The following is a 13,747-nucleotide window of genomic DNA, read 5'->3' on the forward strand; positions in this document are numbered from 1 at the left end:
ATGCACAAGGACGATGCCGAACGCTACAGCGTAACCATCCATCTGGCGGCCCCCGGCACGCCGCGCTACGGCCGTGATGCTGAGGGGAACAGGTTTCTGCTGGAGCCCTCGTTCGCGGGCCACATGTTCCTGTCGCTGCGCCGTTCGGGTGAACCCTTGCCGGAGAGCATGGGTTTCACCCACGCAGGCACCAAGGACGAGCCGAACAGGGGCAAAGTCGATGACATGGACGTGTGGGTCTACGACAAGCCCCGCTTCGAGCGCACGATCGAGATCAGCAAGGAGCAGTACGACCGCATCCTCGAGTTCTCGGCAGACCCGAAGAAGCACGGCTTCGACATGAACTACGACTTCTTCTCCAACGCCTGCACCGATTTCGCGTGGGGTGCCCTGAACCACGCAGGGCTGCGCCCGGTGGGGCTGGCCGGGGAGATCACCAACTACGAGGGCGCTACCAGGGTCCTGGACAACATCCGCGCCGTCAATGCCATTCCGCAGCAGGTGAAGGGCAGCGAACTGGACAAGGTGCAGTGGAACCCGATGCCGAAGCAGACCTTCCGCGAGTGGATGTTCACCGAGAACGGCGAGCAGTGGCGCGACAACAGTGCACTCGCGGCAAGCGGCACGCCCGCAGACCCGGCGCACGACGATCATGCCCGCCTCAACCAGATCCACCAGCAGGTGGCCGACCTCGGCGCTTTCGGTGTACGCAACGGCAATGTCAGTGCCAGCCTGCTCGCGCTGTCGAAGGAGCAGCAATTCTCGCGCGTGGACGAGGTGGTGCTGGGCGAGCAGCGCGGTGATACCGCACCGACGCTGTTCATCGTGCAGGGTGACCGCAGTGACCCGGCACACCAGCGCGCCAGCATGCCGGCGGAGGTGGCTGCGCAGGCACCGGTGGAGGCCTCGTTCGATCGCGTCGCGCAGTTGCAGCAGAACGAGCCGCAGCGAGACGCGCAGCGCCTGCAGGAGGAGCAGCAGCTTCAGCAGAGCCACGGTCCACGGATGGCATAGCCGCGGGCGCAGCATCGAGGTCGAGCGTCGGCCATGCCCGCGCCGGCGCACGTCACGCCCCCCACCTGCTACCATTCCCCCGCAACCCCAGCCAGCCCACCCGCGCAGACAGATGCGGGGCGGGCCGTCGCAGTACGGCCCAGCGAGCCAGGACACCCTCCCGTGCCCATTCAAGGACGCTCGCATGTTCCGTACTCCTCTCTTCCGCTCGGCCGCCCTGGCCGTTGCCGTTTCGCTCAGCCTCGGCGCGCCCTCCGCGTTCGCCGACAACGCACCCGCTGCCAGTGCTACCACCGCCGCTGTGCAGCGCCAGGCCGTGGCCAAGGGCCTGTACGAGCTGGCCTACAGCCCGAAGCAGAACGCCGTGTTCGTGGCCTCCTCCGGCGGTTTCGGCGATGACGCCGGCCCGGCCCAGGTGCTGCGCCTGAACCCGGCCACGCTGGCCGTGGAAACCCGCATTCCGCTGGAGCGCAAAGCCTTCGGCGTGGTGCTGGACGACGCCCACAACCGCCTGTACGTGGGCAACACCGTGGACCTGTCGGTGACCGTGGTCGACACCGCGCAGAACAAGGCCGTGGGCACCATCCAGTTGATGGAGAAGAAGACCGGCAAGGACGGCAAGGCCGCCTACACCCACGACCTGCGCGAGCTGGTGGTCGACAGCGCCGCCAACCGCCTGTACGTGACCGGCCACAGCAGCCAGCCGGACGTGAGCAGCGTGCTGTTCGTGATCGATACCACCACGCTGAAGGTGATCAACACCATCGACGGCCTGGGCAATGCCAAGGCGCCGGGCCTGGCGCTGGATGCGGCCAACAAGCGCGTCTACACCAGCAACCTGCTGGCCGACCTGGTGGTGGTGGGCACCGAGTCGAACAAGGTGGTGGCGCAGCACAGGATCGCTGCCGAGCAGCCGATGAACATCGCGCTGGACCCGGCCGGCAAGCGCCTGTTCGTGACCGACCAGGGCTCGGAATTCCTGCGTGGCTACCAGGCCAAGAGCAGCGGCCTGGTCAGCAAGCATCCGGGCCAGCGCGTGCTGGTGCTGGACCGCAGTACCGGCAAGGAACTGGCCAGCATCCCGACCGATGCCGGCCCGCTGGGCATCCTGCTGGATGCACCGCGCAAGCGCCTGTACGTGACCAACCGCGAAGCCGGTACGGTGACCGCCTACAACAGTGACAGCTACCAGAAGGTGGCCACCTACACCGTGCCGACCCACCCGAACAGCTTGGCGCTGGATGCGAAGAACAACGTGTTGTTCGTGAGCATCAAGAACGGCGAGAAGGATGACAAGGGCGCTGACGAGAGCGTGGCACGGATTCAGCTGTAATGGGGTGACGCCGGGTCCCGCCCGGCGACGCGCCGCGTGAAGAAGGCAGGGTGCAGGCCCTGCCTTTTTCTTTGCCTGGTTGCAGTGCCCAGCGCCAACCCGCTAGGGTTGAAGCCCATGGCAGGGAGCCAAAGGATCTGAATCGTGCTGGATATCCACCGCTGGCTGCGCGTCGGCCTGATCTTCACGCTGGCGGGCGCACTCGGCGCCTGCAGCAGCCGCGTACCGGATGCGCCGGAGCCACTGGATCTGGTCAAGCCAATTATCGTTGCCGAGCCTGGCCAGGCGGTGCGGTTCGAGTTCGAGACGAATGCCCGCAACTTCCAGCCGGGTCGCACGTATGCGCTGGAGCTGGAGTTGCAGCGCCAAGGGACACGAAGGCCGGACGAGCCTGACGTGGGCACATCAAGGGTCCCGTTCGAGGTGACCCTGCAGCAATGGGGCACTGATGCCTGGAAGGATGTTCCCACCTACGACAGCTATCAGGCCAGGGTGCTCAATGCAGGTGAACAGCTTCCGGAATGGCATGCATCCAGCGAATGGCGGTATACGTCGCCGCACATGGGCAGTGACGGCCAGTACACGATGAGCCTGGTTGCTCTGCCAGTGGAAATTGACTCCCGCTACCGCGTGGACGTGCGCACGGTGCAGAGGACAGAGGCACTGCAGGGCTACTCGGCCCGTTTTCGGATCCATGCCGCCCGACCCGCTGGAAAGTAATCAATCGCCTGGTTGCGACGCCGTTGGTCACCCGCTAGGGTTGAGGCCTATGGCAGGGAGCCAAAGGATCTGAATCATGCTGGGTATCCACCGCTGGCTGCGCGCCGGCCTGATCTTCACGCTGGCGGGCGCACTCGGCGCCTGTAGCAGCCGCGTACCGGATGCGCCGGAGCCGCTGGATCTGGTCAAGCCGATCGACGTGGCCGGGTCCGGCCAAGCGGTGCGGTTCGAGTTCGAGACGAATGCCCGCAACTTCTATCCGGGTCGTCCCTATGTTCTGGATCTTGAAGTGCAGCGACATGGACCCGGGCCTGACAGTGAGCCTGACATGGACAATGTTCATGTTCCCTTTCAGCTGTCCCTGCAGCGCTGGGTCGCAGGTGCCTGGCAGGACGTTGCAACGTCTGATGTCTATCAGGCACGGGCGCGCAATCTGGGTGAGCCGCTCCCCGAATGGCATGAGTCGGCAGACTGGCGTTACGCGCAGCAGGTATCGATGGACGCCAGCCGATACAGGTTGAGCATCGTCACGCTGCCGATAGAAATGGGTGCCCGCTACCGCTTGGATGTGCGCACGGTGCAGCCCACCGCTGCGCTCCAGCATTACCCGGCGCAGCTGCGGGTTCATGCCGACCCACTCTCTGGAAAATAGACGTCATCCCACTGCTGGAAGGAACTGAAGGATTTTTCTTATGGATAAGCCGCGCTACACCGTAGAAATCGTCATTGCCGCACCTGGTACGCCGTTGGTGGACGAGAGAGGTGTACAGAAAGTTGTGGACGGGGTTCCGCAGACATCCGGGCCCGGACACATGTTCTACGTGCTCCATGGGCCGGACAAGACCACGCGGAGTTTCGGCTTCGCGCCTACGGAGCATGGAAGCATGAACGGGCCGGGCGAGGTCATGAAGACCGATGCGGTCGAGTACAGGAACCCGCATTACAGCCGCACGCTCGAGATCAGCGAGCAACAGTACAGAAAGCTTGAGGCCTTCGGTGCGCACCCGGATAAGTACGGCTTCGATCTTCAATACAAGGACGTGCGCAACAACTGCGTGGACTTCACCTGGGAAGCCTTGAACCACGCAGGCATCCAGCGGAAAAGTAGCATCGACGTGAACGCGTTGGGAGGTCCCGCTGGCCAGCTTCTTCCGGATGTTCGCATTCCTCTTGACATCAAGGGGGCGGGCAAGGACGCATTCCGACCGCTGCGCAACATCCACGGTGTGGATAGCATTGATCCGCCGTTTCCGGACAGCGAGCTCAACCAGAGGAAAACCAATCCCCTGCCGGAGCGCAGTCTCAAGCAACACATGCTGAGTGATGCCGAGGGCATGGGCGAACGAAGCGGTGATCTTTTGGCCCGGCACAGCAACGACCCGCTGCTTTCACAGATCCACCAGGGCGTGGCCCGGCTCGATGCAGAGCGGGGCCGTGCCTTCGATGCCACCAGCGAGAACATCAGTGCCAGCCTGTACGCGCTGGCCAAAGCCAATGGCCTGACCCAGGTTGACCATGTGCTGTTGAGCGATCGCACCGCGCAGCCCGACGCTGCGCAGAACATCTTCATCGTGCAGGGCGAGCGCAACGATCCGGCACAGCTGCGCGCCAGCATGCCAACAGCGGTGGCTGCGCAGACACCGGCAGAAACTTCGTTCGAGCGTGCCGAGCAGCTGTCGCAGTCTGCACAGGTGCGCACGCAGGATGAGCTGCAGCAACGCCAGGTGCAGGAGCAGTCCGGTCCGCGCATGGCCTAGCGCAGCAAGCGCCACGGCGAGCCGCCGTACTCGCGGTGGGCCGCCAGTAACGCTGGAGGCGGCTCAGCCCAGGCGGTGTGCTGGGTTCTGCTGTTGTTCCTGCTCACGGGCCTGCTGTTCGGGCAGCTGCCCCATGGCCGGCTGCTGCGGGGCAATGCCGAGCTTCTGCATCGACTGCTCCACCGGCGTCTGCGCGGCCACTGCGGTCGGCATCATCGCCCGCAGGTGCGCCGGATTGGCCGGGTCGCCCTGTACCACGAAGATGTTGTGTCCTGCCGGATGGTTGGCCGTGGCGTTGCTGACCAGCACATGGTCGACCTGCTGCAGGCCCTGCTCGCGGGCCAGCACAGTCAGGCTGGCGGTCAGGCGTTCGCTGGTCTGGTCGAACGCACGGCCATGCTGGGCATCCAGAGCGGCCACGCCTTGGCGGACCTGCTGGTTGAGGCCGTAGTCGGGGTGGTTGGGGGTGAGTTCTGCCATGGCGATCGAACGGTAGCGGTGGGTCGGGGTGAACCCCTCCAGTATAAATCCGGCCGGTGAAGGGCGCCGGAAAGGTCAGTCCGCCGGCCGATGGTCGTAGCTGATCACCCGTTCGGCCAACCAGCGCCCGTCCACGCGGCGCCAGACCTGGATGAAGCGGGCCTGGCCGGTCCAGCGTTCCACGCCATCCTTGCCGCGTTCATGGAAGCGGTGGTTGCCGATTTCGAGCGCCCGCTCATCGTGCAGCGGGAAGACCTGCAGCGAAGATTCCACCAGCTCGCGGCGCAGCTGCCAGCCACCCTTGCGCGCGCTGCTGCACAGGGTGGCCACGCTGCGACGGAAGTCCTCGCGGCTGCTGGCCGACTTGCCGTCCTTGTCATGGAAGAACTCCATGTCGTCGGTCGTCATCGCGGCGGCCCTGTCGGCATTGCAGGCCTCGAAGGCGGCGGCGAACAGCTGGGTGTCGGCCTGGCGGATCTGCTCGCGCAGGGAGTCGGCGGGCGCTGGCGCGGCAACGAGGCCGGCGGCCAGCAAGGGCAGGGTGGGCAGCAGCATGGTGAGGCTCCAGGGAGGGTTCACGCAGGCTCGCATGGCGTTTGGGCCACTGCAGCCGGCGTCCGACGAAACGGCCCTTCCACGGAGTGAACGCCCGCATTGGCGGCCCGGCGCCAGCGCCGGGGCCCTGGCTGTGCAGGCGATGTCATGAGCGGCCGGGATTCCCTCACGGCCGCCACAGGGCACGGCCACTAGCCTGAACGCCTCCCTTTCCACAGGAGCGCCCATGCCTGCTTCCCGCATCCGCCTGCACGTTGAAGACACAGGGGGCCACGGCCGCCCGGTCATCCTGATCCACGGCTGGCCGCTGTCCGCCGATGCCTGGAGGACGCAGGTGACGATTCTGCGCGACGCGCAGCACCGGGTGATCAGCTACGACCGGCGCGGCTTCGGCCGCTCCGACAAGCCGGCCGAAGGTTATGACTACGACACGCTGGCGGCGGACCTGGCGGGGTTGATCGAGGAACGTGACCTGCGCGACGCCACCCTGGTCGGCTTCTCGATGGGCGGCGGTGAGGTGGCGCGCTATGTGGCCAACCACGGGCAGGAGCGCCTGCACAGCGTGGTGTTTGCTGCCGCCGTGCCGCCGTACCTGCTGCGCAGTGATGACAACCCGGAAGGCCCGCTGACCCAGGACAAGGCTGACGAAATGCGCAGTGGTCTGGAGAAGGATCGCGAAGCGTTCTTCGACGGCTTCACCCGCGATTTCTTCAGCGCCAACGGCAAGCTGATGGTCACCGAGGAAGCGCGCCAGGCGGCGATCGCGCTGTGTCATCAGTCCGACCAGACGGCAGCGCTGGGCTGCATGAAAGCGTTTGCCACCACGGACTTCCGCGATGATCTGAAGAAGATCACAGTGCCCACCCTGATCCTGCACGGCGACAGCGATGCCATCGTGCCGTTTGAAGGCTCGGGCCAGCGCACGCACCAGGCCATTCCGGGCAGCGAAGTGGTGATCCTTGAAGGCGCGCCGCACGGCTGCAACACCAGCCATGCGGACCACTTCAATCTGGCGCTGCTGAACTTCCTGAAGCGGTAAGCTGCGGCCATGCGCCAGACCAAGACACCCCCGTGGAAGAAGCCCAACCCCAAGGGCCAGACCTCGCAGCCGCTGTCGCCTGCGCAGAAAGAGGCGGCGCGACAGCGGGCGGAAGAGAATGGTCGGCGCTATCCGAATCTGGTGGACAACATGTGGGCGGCGAAGCTACCGCGGGGATCCTGATCTGTAGAGCCGAGCCATGCTCGGCTTACGCGCCCAGCGCGTGCCTTTGGTCGGCGGGCAACAGCAGCCGAGCGTAGGCTCGGCTCTACAGGTCGGCCAGCGGCTTCCAGGCGGGTTCCAGCCAGGGCGCGATCTTGTTCTGGCCGACGGTGATGGCCTCAACTGGTACCCCAGCCAGGCGCGCAAGCTCCGCACGCAGCAGCTCGGAATCCACCGGCACGGCCGTAGCCACCTGCAGCCGATCACCCTGATGTCTCACCTGTACCGGTAGCGTGGCACGCGCGTCCTGCTGGCCGCCGGTGCGCCCGATCGGGTAGCGCATTGTTACCGGCCGTGAGAGCTGCGCCAGTGCGGGCTGCCACGCCTGCAGCACGAGGGGCTGCCCGGCAGCGGGAACATGTACTTCAGCAATCGTGGCTGGGTAGCCGGTGAGGCTCTCGACCATGACCTGGAAGCGCGCGCCATCTGGTACGGCCAGCACGGCGGCGATCAATACGCACAGCGAAACGAATACCGCCGCCAGGATCCAGCTGCGCGGCGCGGTGGCGGGTCGAGTCGCGTTGCGCAGCCCCGGTTTGCGCCGCAGCTTGCGCGCGTAGATACGTCGGTCCTTCCTGCGCGGGCTGCTGCTGTGCTCAGGCAGGTTCAAGGGAACGCGCGGAAGGCGCGCCACGCGGGCCTGGATCAGGCGCGAGAGCAGCATCCACGCGATCACGAACGCCAGCAGCGGGAGCAGGGTTCGCACCCACAGATACAGCGTGACCATCCACAACACCTCTACAGACGACCATCCATGCTCGTCTACATCCTACCGGGACCACGCGGTGGTTGTCGTATACGCCAGCCGACAGGCACAGGATGCTTGGTTAGGATGGTCCTTTGTTGTCATGGATGAACCGATGGTCTCTGCCGCTGCCCGCTTCTGTCGCATCTGTGGTCCCGGCCCGATCCTGCTGGCGCTGCAGGTGGTGGCGTTGCTGGCGGTAGGCCTTGCAGCCGGCTTCTTCCACTACCGTGTGGGACTGCTGCTGGAGCCGGTGGATGACGCATGCGGTGGGCCCGACGCGGCCGCACGCATACAGGTGGCCGAACAGCTGCTGGCGCGATCCACTGCGCTTGCACCGTGGCAACCGTTGCAGTGGATTCCGATGGCGGGCGTGGTGCTGGCGCTGCTGGGCGCGATGTCGATCAGCGTCTATCGGCTGGGGCGGTTGTCCGGACGGCTGCGGCGGGCCAACCGGGTCTTGATGATGCTGCATGGCGCGTTGCTGGTGCTGGCGGTGCGGGCATTGCATCTGTACGACATGGCATGGACCAGTGTGGCCAAGCTGGCGCCGACAACCTGCCTGATGGAACTGGGGGAACAGGGCGGTTTGCCGCTGGCACAGGCGCAGGAGGTGGTGTTCGAGATCCTCACCCACGAGCATGCCCCTCTGCTGCGCAATCCCGATGATCTGGCCCTGGTGCTGGTCGCAGTGATGCTGATGGCGATGGCTGCAGGATTCATGTTGTGGCGGGCGATCGTGCGCGAGCGGGAGGTGCAGTCGCCCAGCCCATAGCAGCTGCATGCCCGACCAGGCGTTCTCAATCACGCTAAAGTCCGTACTTCGCCCCTGCAAGGAAGTGCTGATGCGTTGGTTGCTTCGCGCTGTACCGCTACTGCTCTGTTCGTTGGCGGTACACGCCGCTGAAGTAGATCGCCGGATTGCGGTGACCATCGACGACCTGCCCTGGGCGCGGGTGGATGAGATCGTTCCGCCGGACCTGCAGGCGCGGCATGAAGCGCTGATGGACCAGCTGCGCGAGGCAGGCGTGCCAGTGGTCGGCTTCGTCAACGAGAACAAGCTTGAGATCGACGGGCAGATGCAGCCGGCGCGGGTGCAGATGCTGCGCGACTGGCTGGACGCCGGCTACATGCTGGGCAATCACACCTACTCGCACATGGACCTGAACGCCAAGGGCGTGCCTGCGTTCCAGCGGGATTTCCTGCGTGGCGAGACGGTGCTGCGGCCGTTGCTGGCCGAGCGCGGGCTGAAGCCGCAGTGGATGCGTCACCCCTATCTGCGTGCCGGGCGCACGCCGGAAGAACGCGCGGAGATGGACGCGTTCTTCAAGCAGCATGGCTACCGCGTGGCACCGGTGACGGTCGACAACGGCGAGTGGGTGTGGGCGTTCGCCTACGCCAACGTGATGAACGAGCAGCCGGATTCACCGGCGCGCGAGGCGACGCTGGCACAGCTGCGCAAGGGCTACGTGCCGTACATGCTGAACAAGCTGGACTACTACGAGACGCAGTCGCAGGCACTGCTGGGCTACGCGCTGCCACAGGTCTGGCTGATGCACGCCAACGAACTCAATGCAGCCACGTTTGCCGAACTGGTGGCGGCGACGAAGCGCCGCGGCTATCGCTTCATCTCACTGGATGAAGCGATGCGTGACCCGGCCTATGCACGTGGTGCCGAAGGCTACAGCGGCCGTTACGGCCCGAGTTGGTTGCACCGCTGGGCGATGGCGGAGAAGAAACCGAAGGAGTTCTACGCCGGTGAACCCGAGGTGCCGGCGTGGGTGATGAAGCTGGCCAAGGTGGATTCGGAGTGAGGCTCAGCGCTTGACGGCCAGCACACCGTCAAGCGCCAGCTCGGCCTTGAAGCCGGCCTTTTCCAGACGATTGGCCACTTCACGTGGCACGTCGCGGCCGCTGGTCAGCTTGTTCGGCGCGCCGGTGTAATGGAACAGCCGGCCGCCCTTGCGGATGACGCGGGCGAGGTGGTCGTAGAACACCTGTGAATACAGTTCGCCGGCGATACCAAAACGCGGCGGGTCGTGCAGGATCGCGTCGACACTGTTGCTGGCCACCTGTTCGATCTGCTGCGAGACATCGCCGTGGCTGAACTGCAGGCGGCCACCGGCCGCAGCCGAGTCCGGATCCGGTGACCACGGGTTGAGCGTGCGCAGCCACATCACGTCGGCATTCTTCTCGAACGAGCGGATCTGGCCGACACCGGCCTCCAACGCGCAGGCGGCGAAATAGCCCAGGCCACCACAGGTATCGAGGATCACCTTGCCGGCCGGGGCGACCAGCTCGACCTTGCGGCGCGCATCCTCGAAGGGTGACAGCTTGGAGGTCGGCAGCATCTTGATGCCGTCGATCTCGAAGGTCGGTGCGCCCCATTCGGTCGGCACCAGCTTGATCAGCGAACCGCTGTAACGCGAGATCGGCGCGAATTCCTCGCCGTCCCAGTAGTACAGCGTGCGGTCCTTAAGCTTGCCCGGCCACGGGTAGGGCTGGCCTCGGAAGCGGAAGCCGTCGGCATCCAGCGGCACGCTGTCCTCGCTGCGGCCGAGGTCGAGCGAGCCCTGCCAGTCGGCAGCGCCCTTGTCATAGGCACGGCGCAGGGTGTCAGCGCTGTCGCGGGTCAGCAGGGGGCCGGTGTAATGGGGCACGGCGGGTACCGGGGCGGTTCGGGGGAGGGCATGGTACCGCAGCTGTTGTAGAGCCAAGCCGATGTCAAAGTAGGTCCACGCCATGCGTGGATGCAGGCAGGGAGGAGTCGGGCGTGGGCCCGACGCTAGCGCTGGTGCAGCTGTAACCGTGTGTGGTCCCTTCCCCCGCGATCATGCCGACGCCACGCGACGGCTGCATGCCCTGCCGCGCGCACGATCGACGATGGGCCTCCTGGGTTTGCGGTGGCTGCCGATCAAAGTCGTAGCGCAGGCTGCCGTCTTCCTGCAGCAGCCAGTGAACGGTAACGCGCTCGTGGCGGCCATCACCGAGATCCCAGTCCAGGGTGCGCATGATCAGGGTCTGGCCATCGGGCAGCTGCCGGACTTCGTCATAGGCACCCTGCGTCTTCGGCGCGCTTACTGCAAGCAGCAGAAACAGCAGCATTGGCATCGCTCCTCAAAGAAGACAGGATGTACCCATATTGCCCTGAGCCGCCATCAGAATCATTGCGTCCTACGGGCAATTCACTGCATACACCGGCCCGGCCCCGATCAGCATCAGCGCCATGTAGTCACTATCACTGGCCTTGCCCTTCAGCGTCGCGTCCTTGTTGAAGTGGAAGATGCCGAAGCCACCGGCCATGCGGATCAATGCGCTGTCGATCTGCTCGGCGTCATCGCGGAAGTAGCGGCTGATCTCGCTGCGGGTGGCCTTGTGCAGCGCATTGGGCTCGCGCTGCCACTGGTCGCCGCGGCTGAAGGAGACGAAGTACTGGCCGCCTTCCTTGTCGATGCGGAAATCGGCCGGTTTGCGCGCGCCGGTGGCGAAGCAGCCCTGCAACGGGTCGGCGCTGAAAGGAAGCCCGGCATCACCACCGCAGGCGGTGAGCAGCAGGAGAGCACCGGGCAGCAGCAGGCGGAGCATGCGCATGGGATGTCCCTACGGGGCAGGTGCGGCTAGTGTAGGCAGCATGCGGGCACGGCCCGTACAGAAATTCGGCAAGAACAAAGGGGTTTTCGGATGGCGCAGGGCAAGGCACCGTGGTGCGGCATGGCCAGTTGGCTGGGGATCGCTGTGGGTTGGGGCGCGGGCACGTTGGCTGCGCAGGCGGCGGTGGCCGCAGGCGGCAATGGCATGGCCGCCGGGCTGGGCGTGGGCGTGCTGGGTGCGGCACTGGTGGGCGGCGGTCTGGCGGTGGCTTCGCGCGTGCGCGGTGAGCGTTGGCCGTGGATCGGCATCGGTGGTGCGGTGCTGAGTGCGCTGCCGCTGCTGATGTACCTGCTGCGGATGATGCTGAAGCTCTGACTGTAGAGCCGAGCCCGTGCTCGGCTGATGGCCTGCGACAGCCGAGCATGGCTCGGCGCTGCAAAGGCAACGGCAAGCCGAGCATGGGCTCGGCTCTACAGATTCGACCGCAGTCGCGCAGGATCAGCTGCGGTGGATCTCCACCGTTACATGCACCAGCTCCTCATGGATCGCCAGCGCGTTGCGCACGGTATCGGCATCCAGACCTGCGTCGCTGGTGACCACGCTGGCACTGACCGCGTACTTGCCGCGGCCGACCTGCCAGACGTGCAGGTCGGCCAGGCGCGCCGGCCAGGGACCCTGTTCGATCACTTCGCGAACTTCGGCCACCACCGGTGCGTCCATCTGCGCGTCGAGCAGGATGCGGCCGCTGTCGCGTAGCAGGCCTACAGCCCACACCGTGACCAGCGCGGCGCCGACCAGCCCCATCACCGGGTCCAGCCAGGTCAGGCCCAGCAGCTTGCCGCCGAGCAGGGCGACGATGGCCAGCACCGAGGTGGCGGCGTCGGCCAGCACGTGCACGTAGGCCGAGCGCAGATTGAGGTCGTGACCGTGCGCATGGCCGTGATCGTGGTGTGCGTGGTCATGCCCGTGATGATGGCCATGGTCATGCCCGTGGTGGTGATGCGCGTGGCCCGGGCTGTCGTGCAGCCACCATGCGCAGAGCAGGTTCACGCCCAGGCCTACCGCAGCGATGGCGATGGCTTCGTTGTAGTGGATCGGCGCCGGTACCCACAGCCGCTGCAGTGACTGCACGGCCATCAGCGCGGCGACGCCGAGCAGGGCGATGGCGCTGGTGTAGCCGGCCAGGATCTCGATCTTCCAGGTGCCGAAGGCGAAGCGCGGGTCGTGCGCGTAGCGGCGCGCGCAGCGGTAGGCGAACACCGCCAGGCCCAGCGCCAGCGCGTGCGAACTCATGTGCCAGCCATCGGCGAGCACGGCCATGGAGTTGAACCACCAGCCTCCTACGATCTCCACCAGCATCATGCCGACGGTGAGCCACAGGGCGCGGCGGGTATTGCGTTCGGCCAGCGGGTTGCCGTCGTCGAAGCGGTGTTCGTGGCGGCGGGCGGCGGCGAGGGCGTCCAGGTGCATGGGGGGACCAAGGGGGTGGAGTGGATACCCCCATAGGGTATATGATCCAGTCATGGCCCATGTACACAAGAATCGAAAGCAGCTGCTGACCCGGGTGCGCCGCATCGCGGGTCAGGTGGCGGCGTTGGAGCAGGCGCTGGACAAGCCCGAGGGCGAGGCGGGCGACTGCGCGGACGTGCTGGTGCAGGTCGCCGCCGTGCGCGGTGCAGCCCACAGCCTGTTGATGGAGCTGCTGCACGAGCACCTGCAGGAACATGTGGTGGCTGCCGACGACCCGCAGCAGCGGGCGGACGAGGCCGCGGTGCTGGTCGAGCTGCTGCGCCGCTACGGCAAATAGGCCGAGGGGCGGTAGAGTCGACTGTTAGTCGACTGCTCTTCGCCCAGGCGGCATGAGATCCCGCGCTTCGCGCGAGAGTCGACTAACAGTCGACTCTACCCCGCGTGCCGGTGCCGTGCGTTCCAGATGTGCGTGGCGGCCAGCAGCAGGCTGCCGGTGACGGTCATCGGCGTTTCCCAGTCATGCGAGGGCAGCGCCAACGCGCCGGCCAGCAACAGGCCCAGACCGGCGCCGGCGGTGGCCCAGGCCAGCACCGGCAGCGGGTGACGGCGCTCGGCCCGCCACAGCGCGTAGCCGGTCAGCGGCAGGGCGATGGCCACGAACAGCAGATGCACCCATTCCGCTTCGGCCCAGGTGCCGAACAGGGGGAGCGCGGCGGCCAGCAGGGGCAGCGCCAGGCAGTGCAGCAGGCACAGGCTGGACAGGGCGACCGCGCCGGCATCGAGCAGGGCGGCAGAAGGCGACTTCATCGGGGGAGGTTCCT

The 13,747-nt window shown here is 66.1% G+C and carries 19 protein-coding genes; 11 read left to right on the top strand and 8 right to left on the bottom strand.

The genetic code is table 11. The features are described from left to right. The 5 genes from AC5P8C_RS14040 to AC5P8C_RS14060 all read left to right on the top strand — a co-directional run bounded on the left by AC5P8C_RS14040 (nucleotide 1) and on the right by AC5P8C_RS14060 (nucleotide 4,824). Nucleotides 1-1,014, top strand: coding sequence for an XVIPCD domain-containing protein (locus tag AC5P8C_RS14040; RefSeq protein ID WP_495218960.1), 1,014 nt, complete (start codon nucleotides 1-3; stop codon nucleotides 1,012-1,014). 184 nt (nucleotides 1,015-1,198) lie between these two features. After that, nucleotides 1,199-2,347: a YncE family protein gene (locus tag AC5P8C_RS14045; RefSeq protein WP_495218961.1), complete on the top strand. Its 1,149-nt coding sequence runs from the start codon at nucleotides 1,199-1,201 to the stop codon at nucleotides 2,345-2,347. Between the two features lie 144 nt (nucleotides 2,348-2,491). After that, nucleotides 2,492-3,067 carry a hypothetical protein gene (locus tag AC5P8C_RS14050; RefSeq protein WP_495218962.1) on the top strand — a complete coding sequence of 192 codons (576 nt, stop codon included), beginning with the start codon at nucleotides 2,492-2,494 and terminating at the stop codon, nucleotides 3,065-3,067. Between the two features lie 76 nt (nucleotides 3,068-3,143). Further along, complete coding sequence (locus AC5P8C_RS14055; protein ID WP_019660872.1) at nucleotides 3,144-3,719, top strand: hypothetical protein; 576 nt, start codon at nucleotides 3,144-3,146, stop codon at nucleotides 3,717-3,719. A gap of 40 nt (nucleotides 3,720-3,759) precedes the next feature. Then, on the top strand, nucleotides 3,760-4,824 hold the full coding sequence (locus AC5P8C_RS14060; protein WP_167692773.1) for an XVIPCD domain-containing protein: 1,065 nt from the start codon (nucleotides 3,760-3,762) through the stop codon (nucleotides 4,822-4,824). Between the two features lie 63 nt (nucleotides 4,825-4,887). Here the strand turns inward: AC5P8C_RS14060 and AC5P8C_RS14065 are convergent, their stop codons facing one another. Both AC5P8C_RS14065 and AC5P8C_RS14070 read right to left on the bottom strand, forming a co-directional pair. Beyond that, entirely contained in the window at nucleotides 4,888-5,304 is a 417-nt protein-coding gene (locus AC5P8C_RS14065) for an XVIPCD domain-containing protein (protein ID WP_233653296.1), read from the bottom strand. 75 nt (nucleotides 5,305-5,379) lie between these two features. Beyond that, entirely contained in the window at nucleotides 5,380-5,859 is a 480-nt protein-coding gene (locus AC5P8C_RS14070; protein WP_019660875.1) for a nuclear transport factor 2 family protein, read from the bottom strand. 226 nt (nucleotides 5,860-6,085) lie between these two features. On the opposite strand from AC5P8C_RS14070, the gene AC5P8C_RS14075 reads away from it, so the two are divergent. Continuing rightward, nucleotides 6,086-6,898 (top strand): alpha/beta fold hydrolase, encoded by an 813-nt coding sequence (locus AC5P8C_RS14075; RefSeq protein ID WP_019660876.1) that lies wholly within the window; start codon nucleotides 6,086-6,088, stop codon nucleotides 6,896-6,898. 9 nt (nucleotides 6,899-6,907) lie between these two features. Then, nucleotides 6,908-7,081, top strand: a complete 174-nt coding sequence (locus tag AC5P8C_RS14080; protein ID WP_005412082.1) for a hypothetical protein — start codon at nucleotides 6,908-6,910, stop codon at nucleotides 7,079-7,081. An 85-nt stretch (nucleotides 7,082-7,166) separates the two neighbouring features. Here AC5P8C_RS14080 and AC5P8C_RS14085 read toward each other — a convergent pair whose 3' ends face one another. Beyond that, entirely contained in the window at nucleotides 7,167-7,847 is a 681-nt protein-coding gene (locus AC5P8C_RS14085; protein WP_495218964.1) for a hypothetical protein, read from the bottom strand. Nucleotides 7,848-7,980: 133 nt separating this feature from the next. On the opposite strand from AC5P8C_RS14085, the gene AC5P8C_RS14090 reads away from it, so the two are divergent. Together AC5P8C_RS14090 and AC5P8C_RS14095 are read left to right on the top strand one after the other, a co-directional pair. Beyond that, nucleotides 7,981-8,640 carry a hypothetical protein gene (locus tag AC5P8C_RS14090; protein ID WP_495218966.1) on the top strand — a complete coding sequence of 220 codons (660 nt, stop codon included), beginning with the start codon at nucleotides 7,981-7,983 and terminating at the stop codon, nucleotides 8,638-8,640. Nucleotides 8,641-8,710: 70 nt separating this feature from the next. Further along, the gene (locus AC5P8C_RS14095) at nucleotides 8,711-9,679 is read left to right on the top strand and encodes a polysaccharide deacetylase family protein (RefSeq protein ID WP_495218967.1); all 969 of its coding nucleotides are present in this window, start codon (nucleotides 8,711-8,713) and stop codon (nucleotides 9,677-9,679) included. A 3-nt stretch (nucleotides 9,680-9,682) separates the two neighbouring features. Here the strand turns inward: AC5P8C_RS14095 and AC5P8C_RS14100 are convergent, their stop codons facing one another. From AC5P8C_RS14100 to AC5P8C_RS14110, 3 genes are all read right to left on the bottom strand, one after another. Next, on the bottom strand, nucleotides 9,683-10,609 hold the full coding sequence (locus AC5P8C_RS14100; protein WP_495218969.1) for a class I SAM-dependent methyltransferase: 927 nt from the start codon (nucleotides 10,607-10,609) through the stop codon (nucleotides 9,683-9,685). Then, complete coding sequence (locus tag AC5P8C_RS14105) at nucleotides 10,590-10,970, bottom strand: hypothetical protein (protein WP_227200171.1); 381 nt, start codon at nucleotides 10,968-10,970, stop codon at nucleotides 10,590-10,592. The genes AC5P8C_RS14100 and AC5P8C_RS14105 overlap by 20 nt, the downstream gene beginning before the upstream one ends. A gap of 69 nt (nucleotides 10,971-11,039) precedes the next feature. After that, complete coding sequence (locus tag AC5P8C_RS14110) at nucleotides 11,040-11,456, bottom strand: hypothetical protein (RefSeq protein WP_019660880.1); 417 nt, start codon at nucleotides 11,454-11,456, stop codon at nucleotides 11,040-11,042. A gap of 90 nt (nucleotides 11,457-11,546) precedes the next feature. On the opposite strand from AC5P8C_RS14110, the gene AC5P8C_RS14115 reads away from it, so the two are divergent. Next, complete coding sequence (locus AC5P8C_RS14115; protein WP_019660881.1) at nucleotides 11,547-11,831, top strand: hypothetical protein; 285 nt, start codon at nucleotides 11,547-11,549, stop codon at nucleotides 11,829-11,831. A 123-nt stretch (nucleotides 11,832-11,954) separates the two neighbouring features. On the opposite strand, the gene dmeF is transcribed toward AC5P8C_RS14115, so the two are convergent. Continuing rightward, nucleotides 11,955-12,926: a CDF family Co(II)/Ni(II) efflux transporter DmeF gene (gene dmeF, locus AC5P8C_RS14120; protein ID WP_227200179.1), complete on the bottom strand. Its 972-nt coding sequence runs from the start codon at nucleotides 12,924-12,926 to the stop codon at nucleotides 11,955-11,957. A 52-nt stretch (nucleotides 12,927-12,978) separates the two neighbouring features. On the opposite strand from dmeF, the gene AC5P8C_RS14125 reads away from it, so the two are divergent. After that, nucleotides 12,979-13,263: a metal-sensing transcriptional repressor gene (locus AC5P8C_RS14125; protein ID WP_010484160.1), complete on the top strand. Its 285-nt coding sequence runs from the start codon at nucleotides 12,979-12,981 to the stop codon at nucleotides 13,261-13,263. Nucleotides 13,264-13,358: 95 nt separating this feature from the next. On the opposite strand, the gene AC5P8C_RS14130 is transcribed toward AC5P8C_RS14125, so the two are convergent. After that, entirely contained in the window at nucleotides 13,359-13,733 is a 375-nt protein-coding gene (locus AC5P8C_RS14130) for a MerC domain-containing protein (protein WP_010484159.1), read from the bottom strand. Nucleotides 13,734-13,747 lie beyond the last annotated feature (14 nt).

This window comes from Stenotrophomonas sp. YJH_SMC_46, from assembly GCF_059370315.1.

Excerpts from the sequence above, each read along its gene's own strand:
- AC5P8C_RS14105 (WP_227200171.1), bottom strand. The coding sequence starts at position 10,970 with ATGCTGCTGTTTCTGCTGCTTGCAGTAAGCGCGCCGAAGACGCAGGGT.
- dmeF (WP_227200179.1), bottom strand. The coding sequence starts at position 12,926 with ATGCACCTGGACGCCCTCGCCGCCGCCCGCCGCCACGAACACCGCTTC.
- AC5P8C_RS14060 (WP_167692773.1), top strand. The coding sequence starts at position 3,760 with ATGGATAAGCCGCGCTACACCGTAGAAATCGTCATTGCCGCACCTGGT.
- AC5P8C_RS14070 (WP_019660875.1), bottom strand. The coding sequence starts at position 5,859 with ATGCTGCTGCCCACCCTGCCCTTGCTGGCCGCCGGCCTCGTTGCCGCG.
- AC5P8C_RS14065 (WP_233653296.1), bottom strand. The coding sequence starts at position 5,304 with ATGGCAGAACTCACCCCCAACCACCCCGACTACGGCCTCAACCAGCAG.
- AC5P8C_RS14115 (WP_019660881.1), top strand. The coding sequence starts at position 11,547 with ATGGCGCAGGGCAAGGCACCGTGGTGCGGCATGGCCAGTTGGCTGGGG.
- AC5P8C_RS14055 (WP_019660872.1), top strand. The coding sequence starts at position 3,144 with ATGCTGGGTATCCACCGCTGGCTGCGCGCCGGCCTGATCTTCACGCTG.
- AC5P8C_RS14040 (WP_495218960.1), top strand. The coding sequence starts at position 1 with ATGCACAAGGACGATGCCGAACGCTACAGCGTAACCATCCATCTGGCG.
- AC5P8C_RS14045 (WP_495218961.1), top strand. The coding sequence starts at position 1,199 with ATGTTCCGTACTCCTCTCTTCCGCTCGGCCGCCCTGGCCGTTGCCGTT.
- AC5P8C_RS14080 (WP_005412082.1), top strand. The coding sequence starts at position 6,908 with ATGCGCCAGACCAAGACACCCCCGTGGAAGAAGCCCAACCCCAAGGGC.
- AC5P8C_RS14110 (WP_019660880.1), bottom strand. The coding sequence starts at position 11,456 with ATGCGCATGCTCCGCCTGCTGCTGCCCGGTGCTCTCCTGCTGCTCACC.
- AC5P8C_RS14075 (WP_019660876.1), top strand. The coding sequence starts at position 6,086 with ATGCCTGCTTCCCGCATCCGCCTGCACGTTGAAGACACAGGGGGCCAC.
- AC5P8C_RS14130 (WP_010484159.1), bottom strand. The coding sequence starts at position 13,733 with ATGAAGTCGCCTTCTGCCGCCCTGCTCGATGCCGGCGCGGTCGCCCTG.
- AC5P8C_RS14085 (WP_495218964.1), bottom strand. The coding sequence starts at position 7,847 with ATGGTCACGCTGTATCTGTGGGTGCGAACCCTGCTCCCGCTGCTGGCG.
- AC5P8C_RS14090 (WP_495218966.1), top strand. The coding sequence starts at position 7,981 with ATGGTCTCTGCCGCTGCCCGCTTCTGTCGCATCTGTGGTCCCGGCCCG.
- AC5P8C_RS14125 (WP_010484160.1), top strand. The coding sequence starts at position 12,979 with ATGGCCCATGTACACAAGAATCGAAAGCAGCTGCTGACCCGGGTGCGC.
- AC5P8C_RS14095 (WP_495218967.1), top strand. The coding sequence starts at position 8,711 with ATGCGTTGGTTGCTTCGCGCTGTACCGCTACTGCTCTGTTCGTTGGCG.
- AC5P8C_RS14100 (WP_495218969.1), bottom strand. The coding sequence starts at position 10,609 with ATGGCGTGGACCTACTTTGACATCGGCTTGGCTCTACAACAGCTGCGG.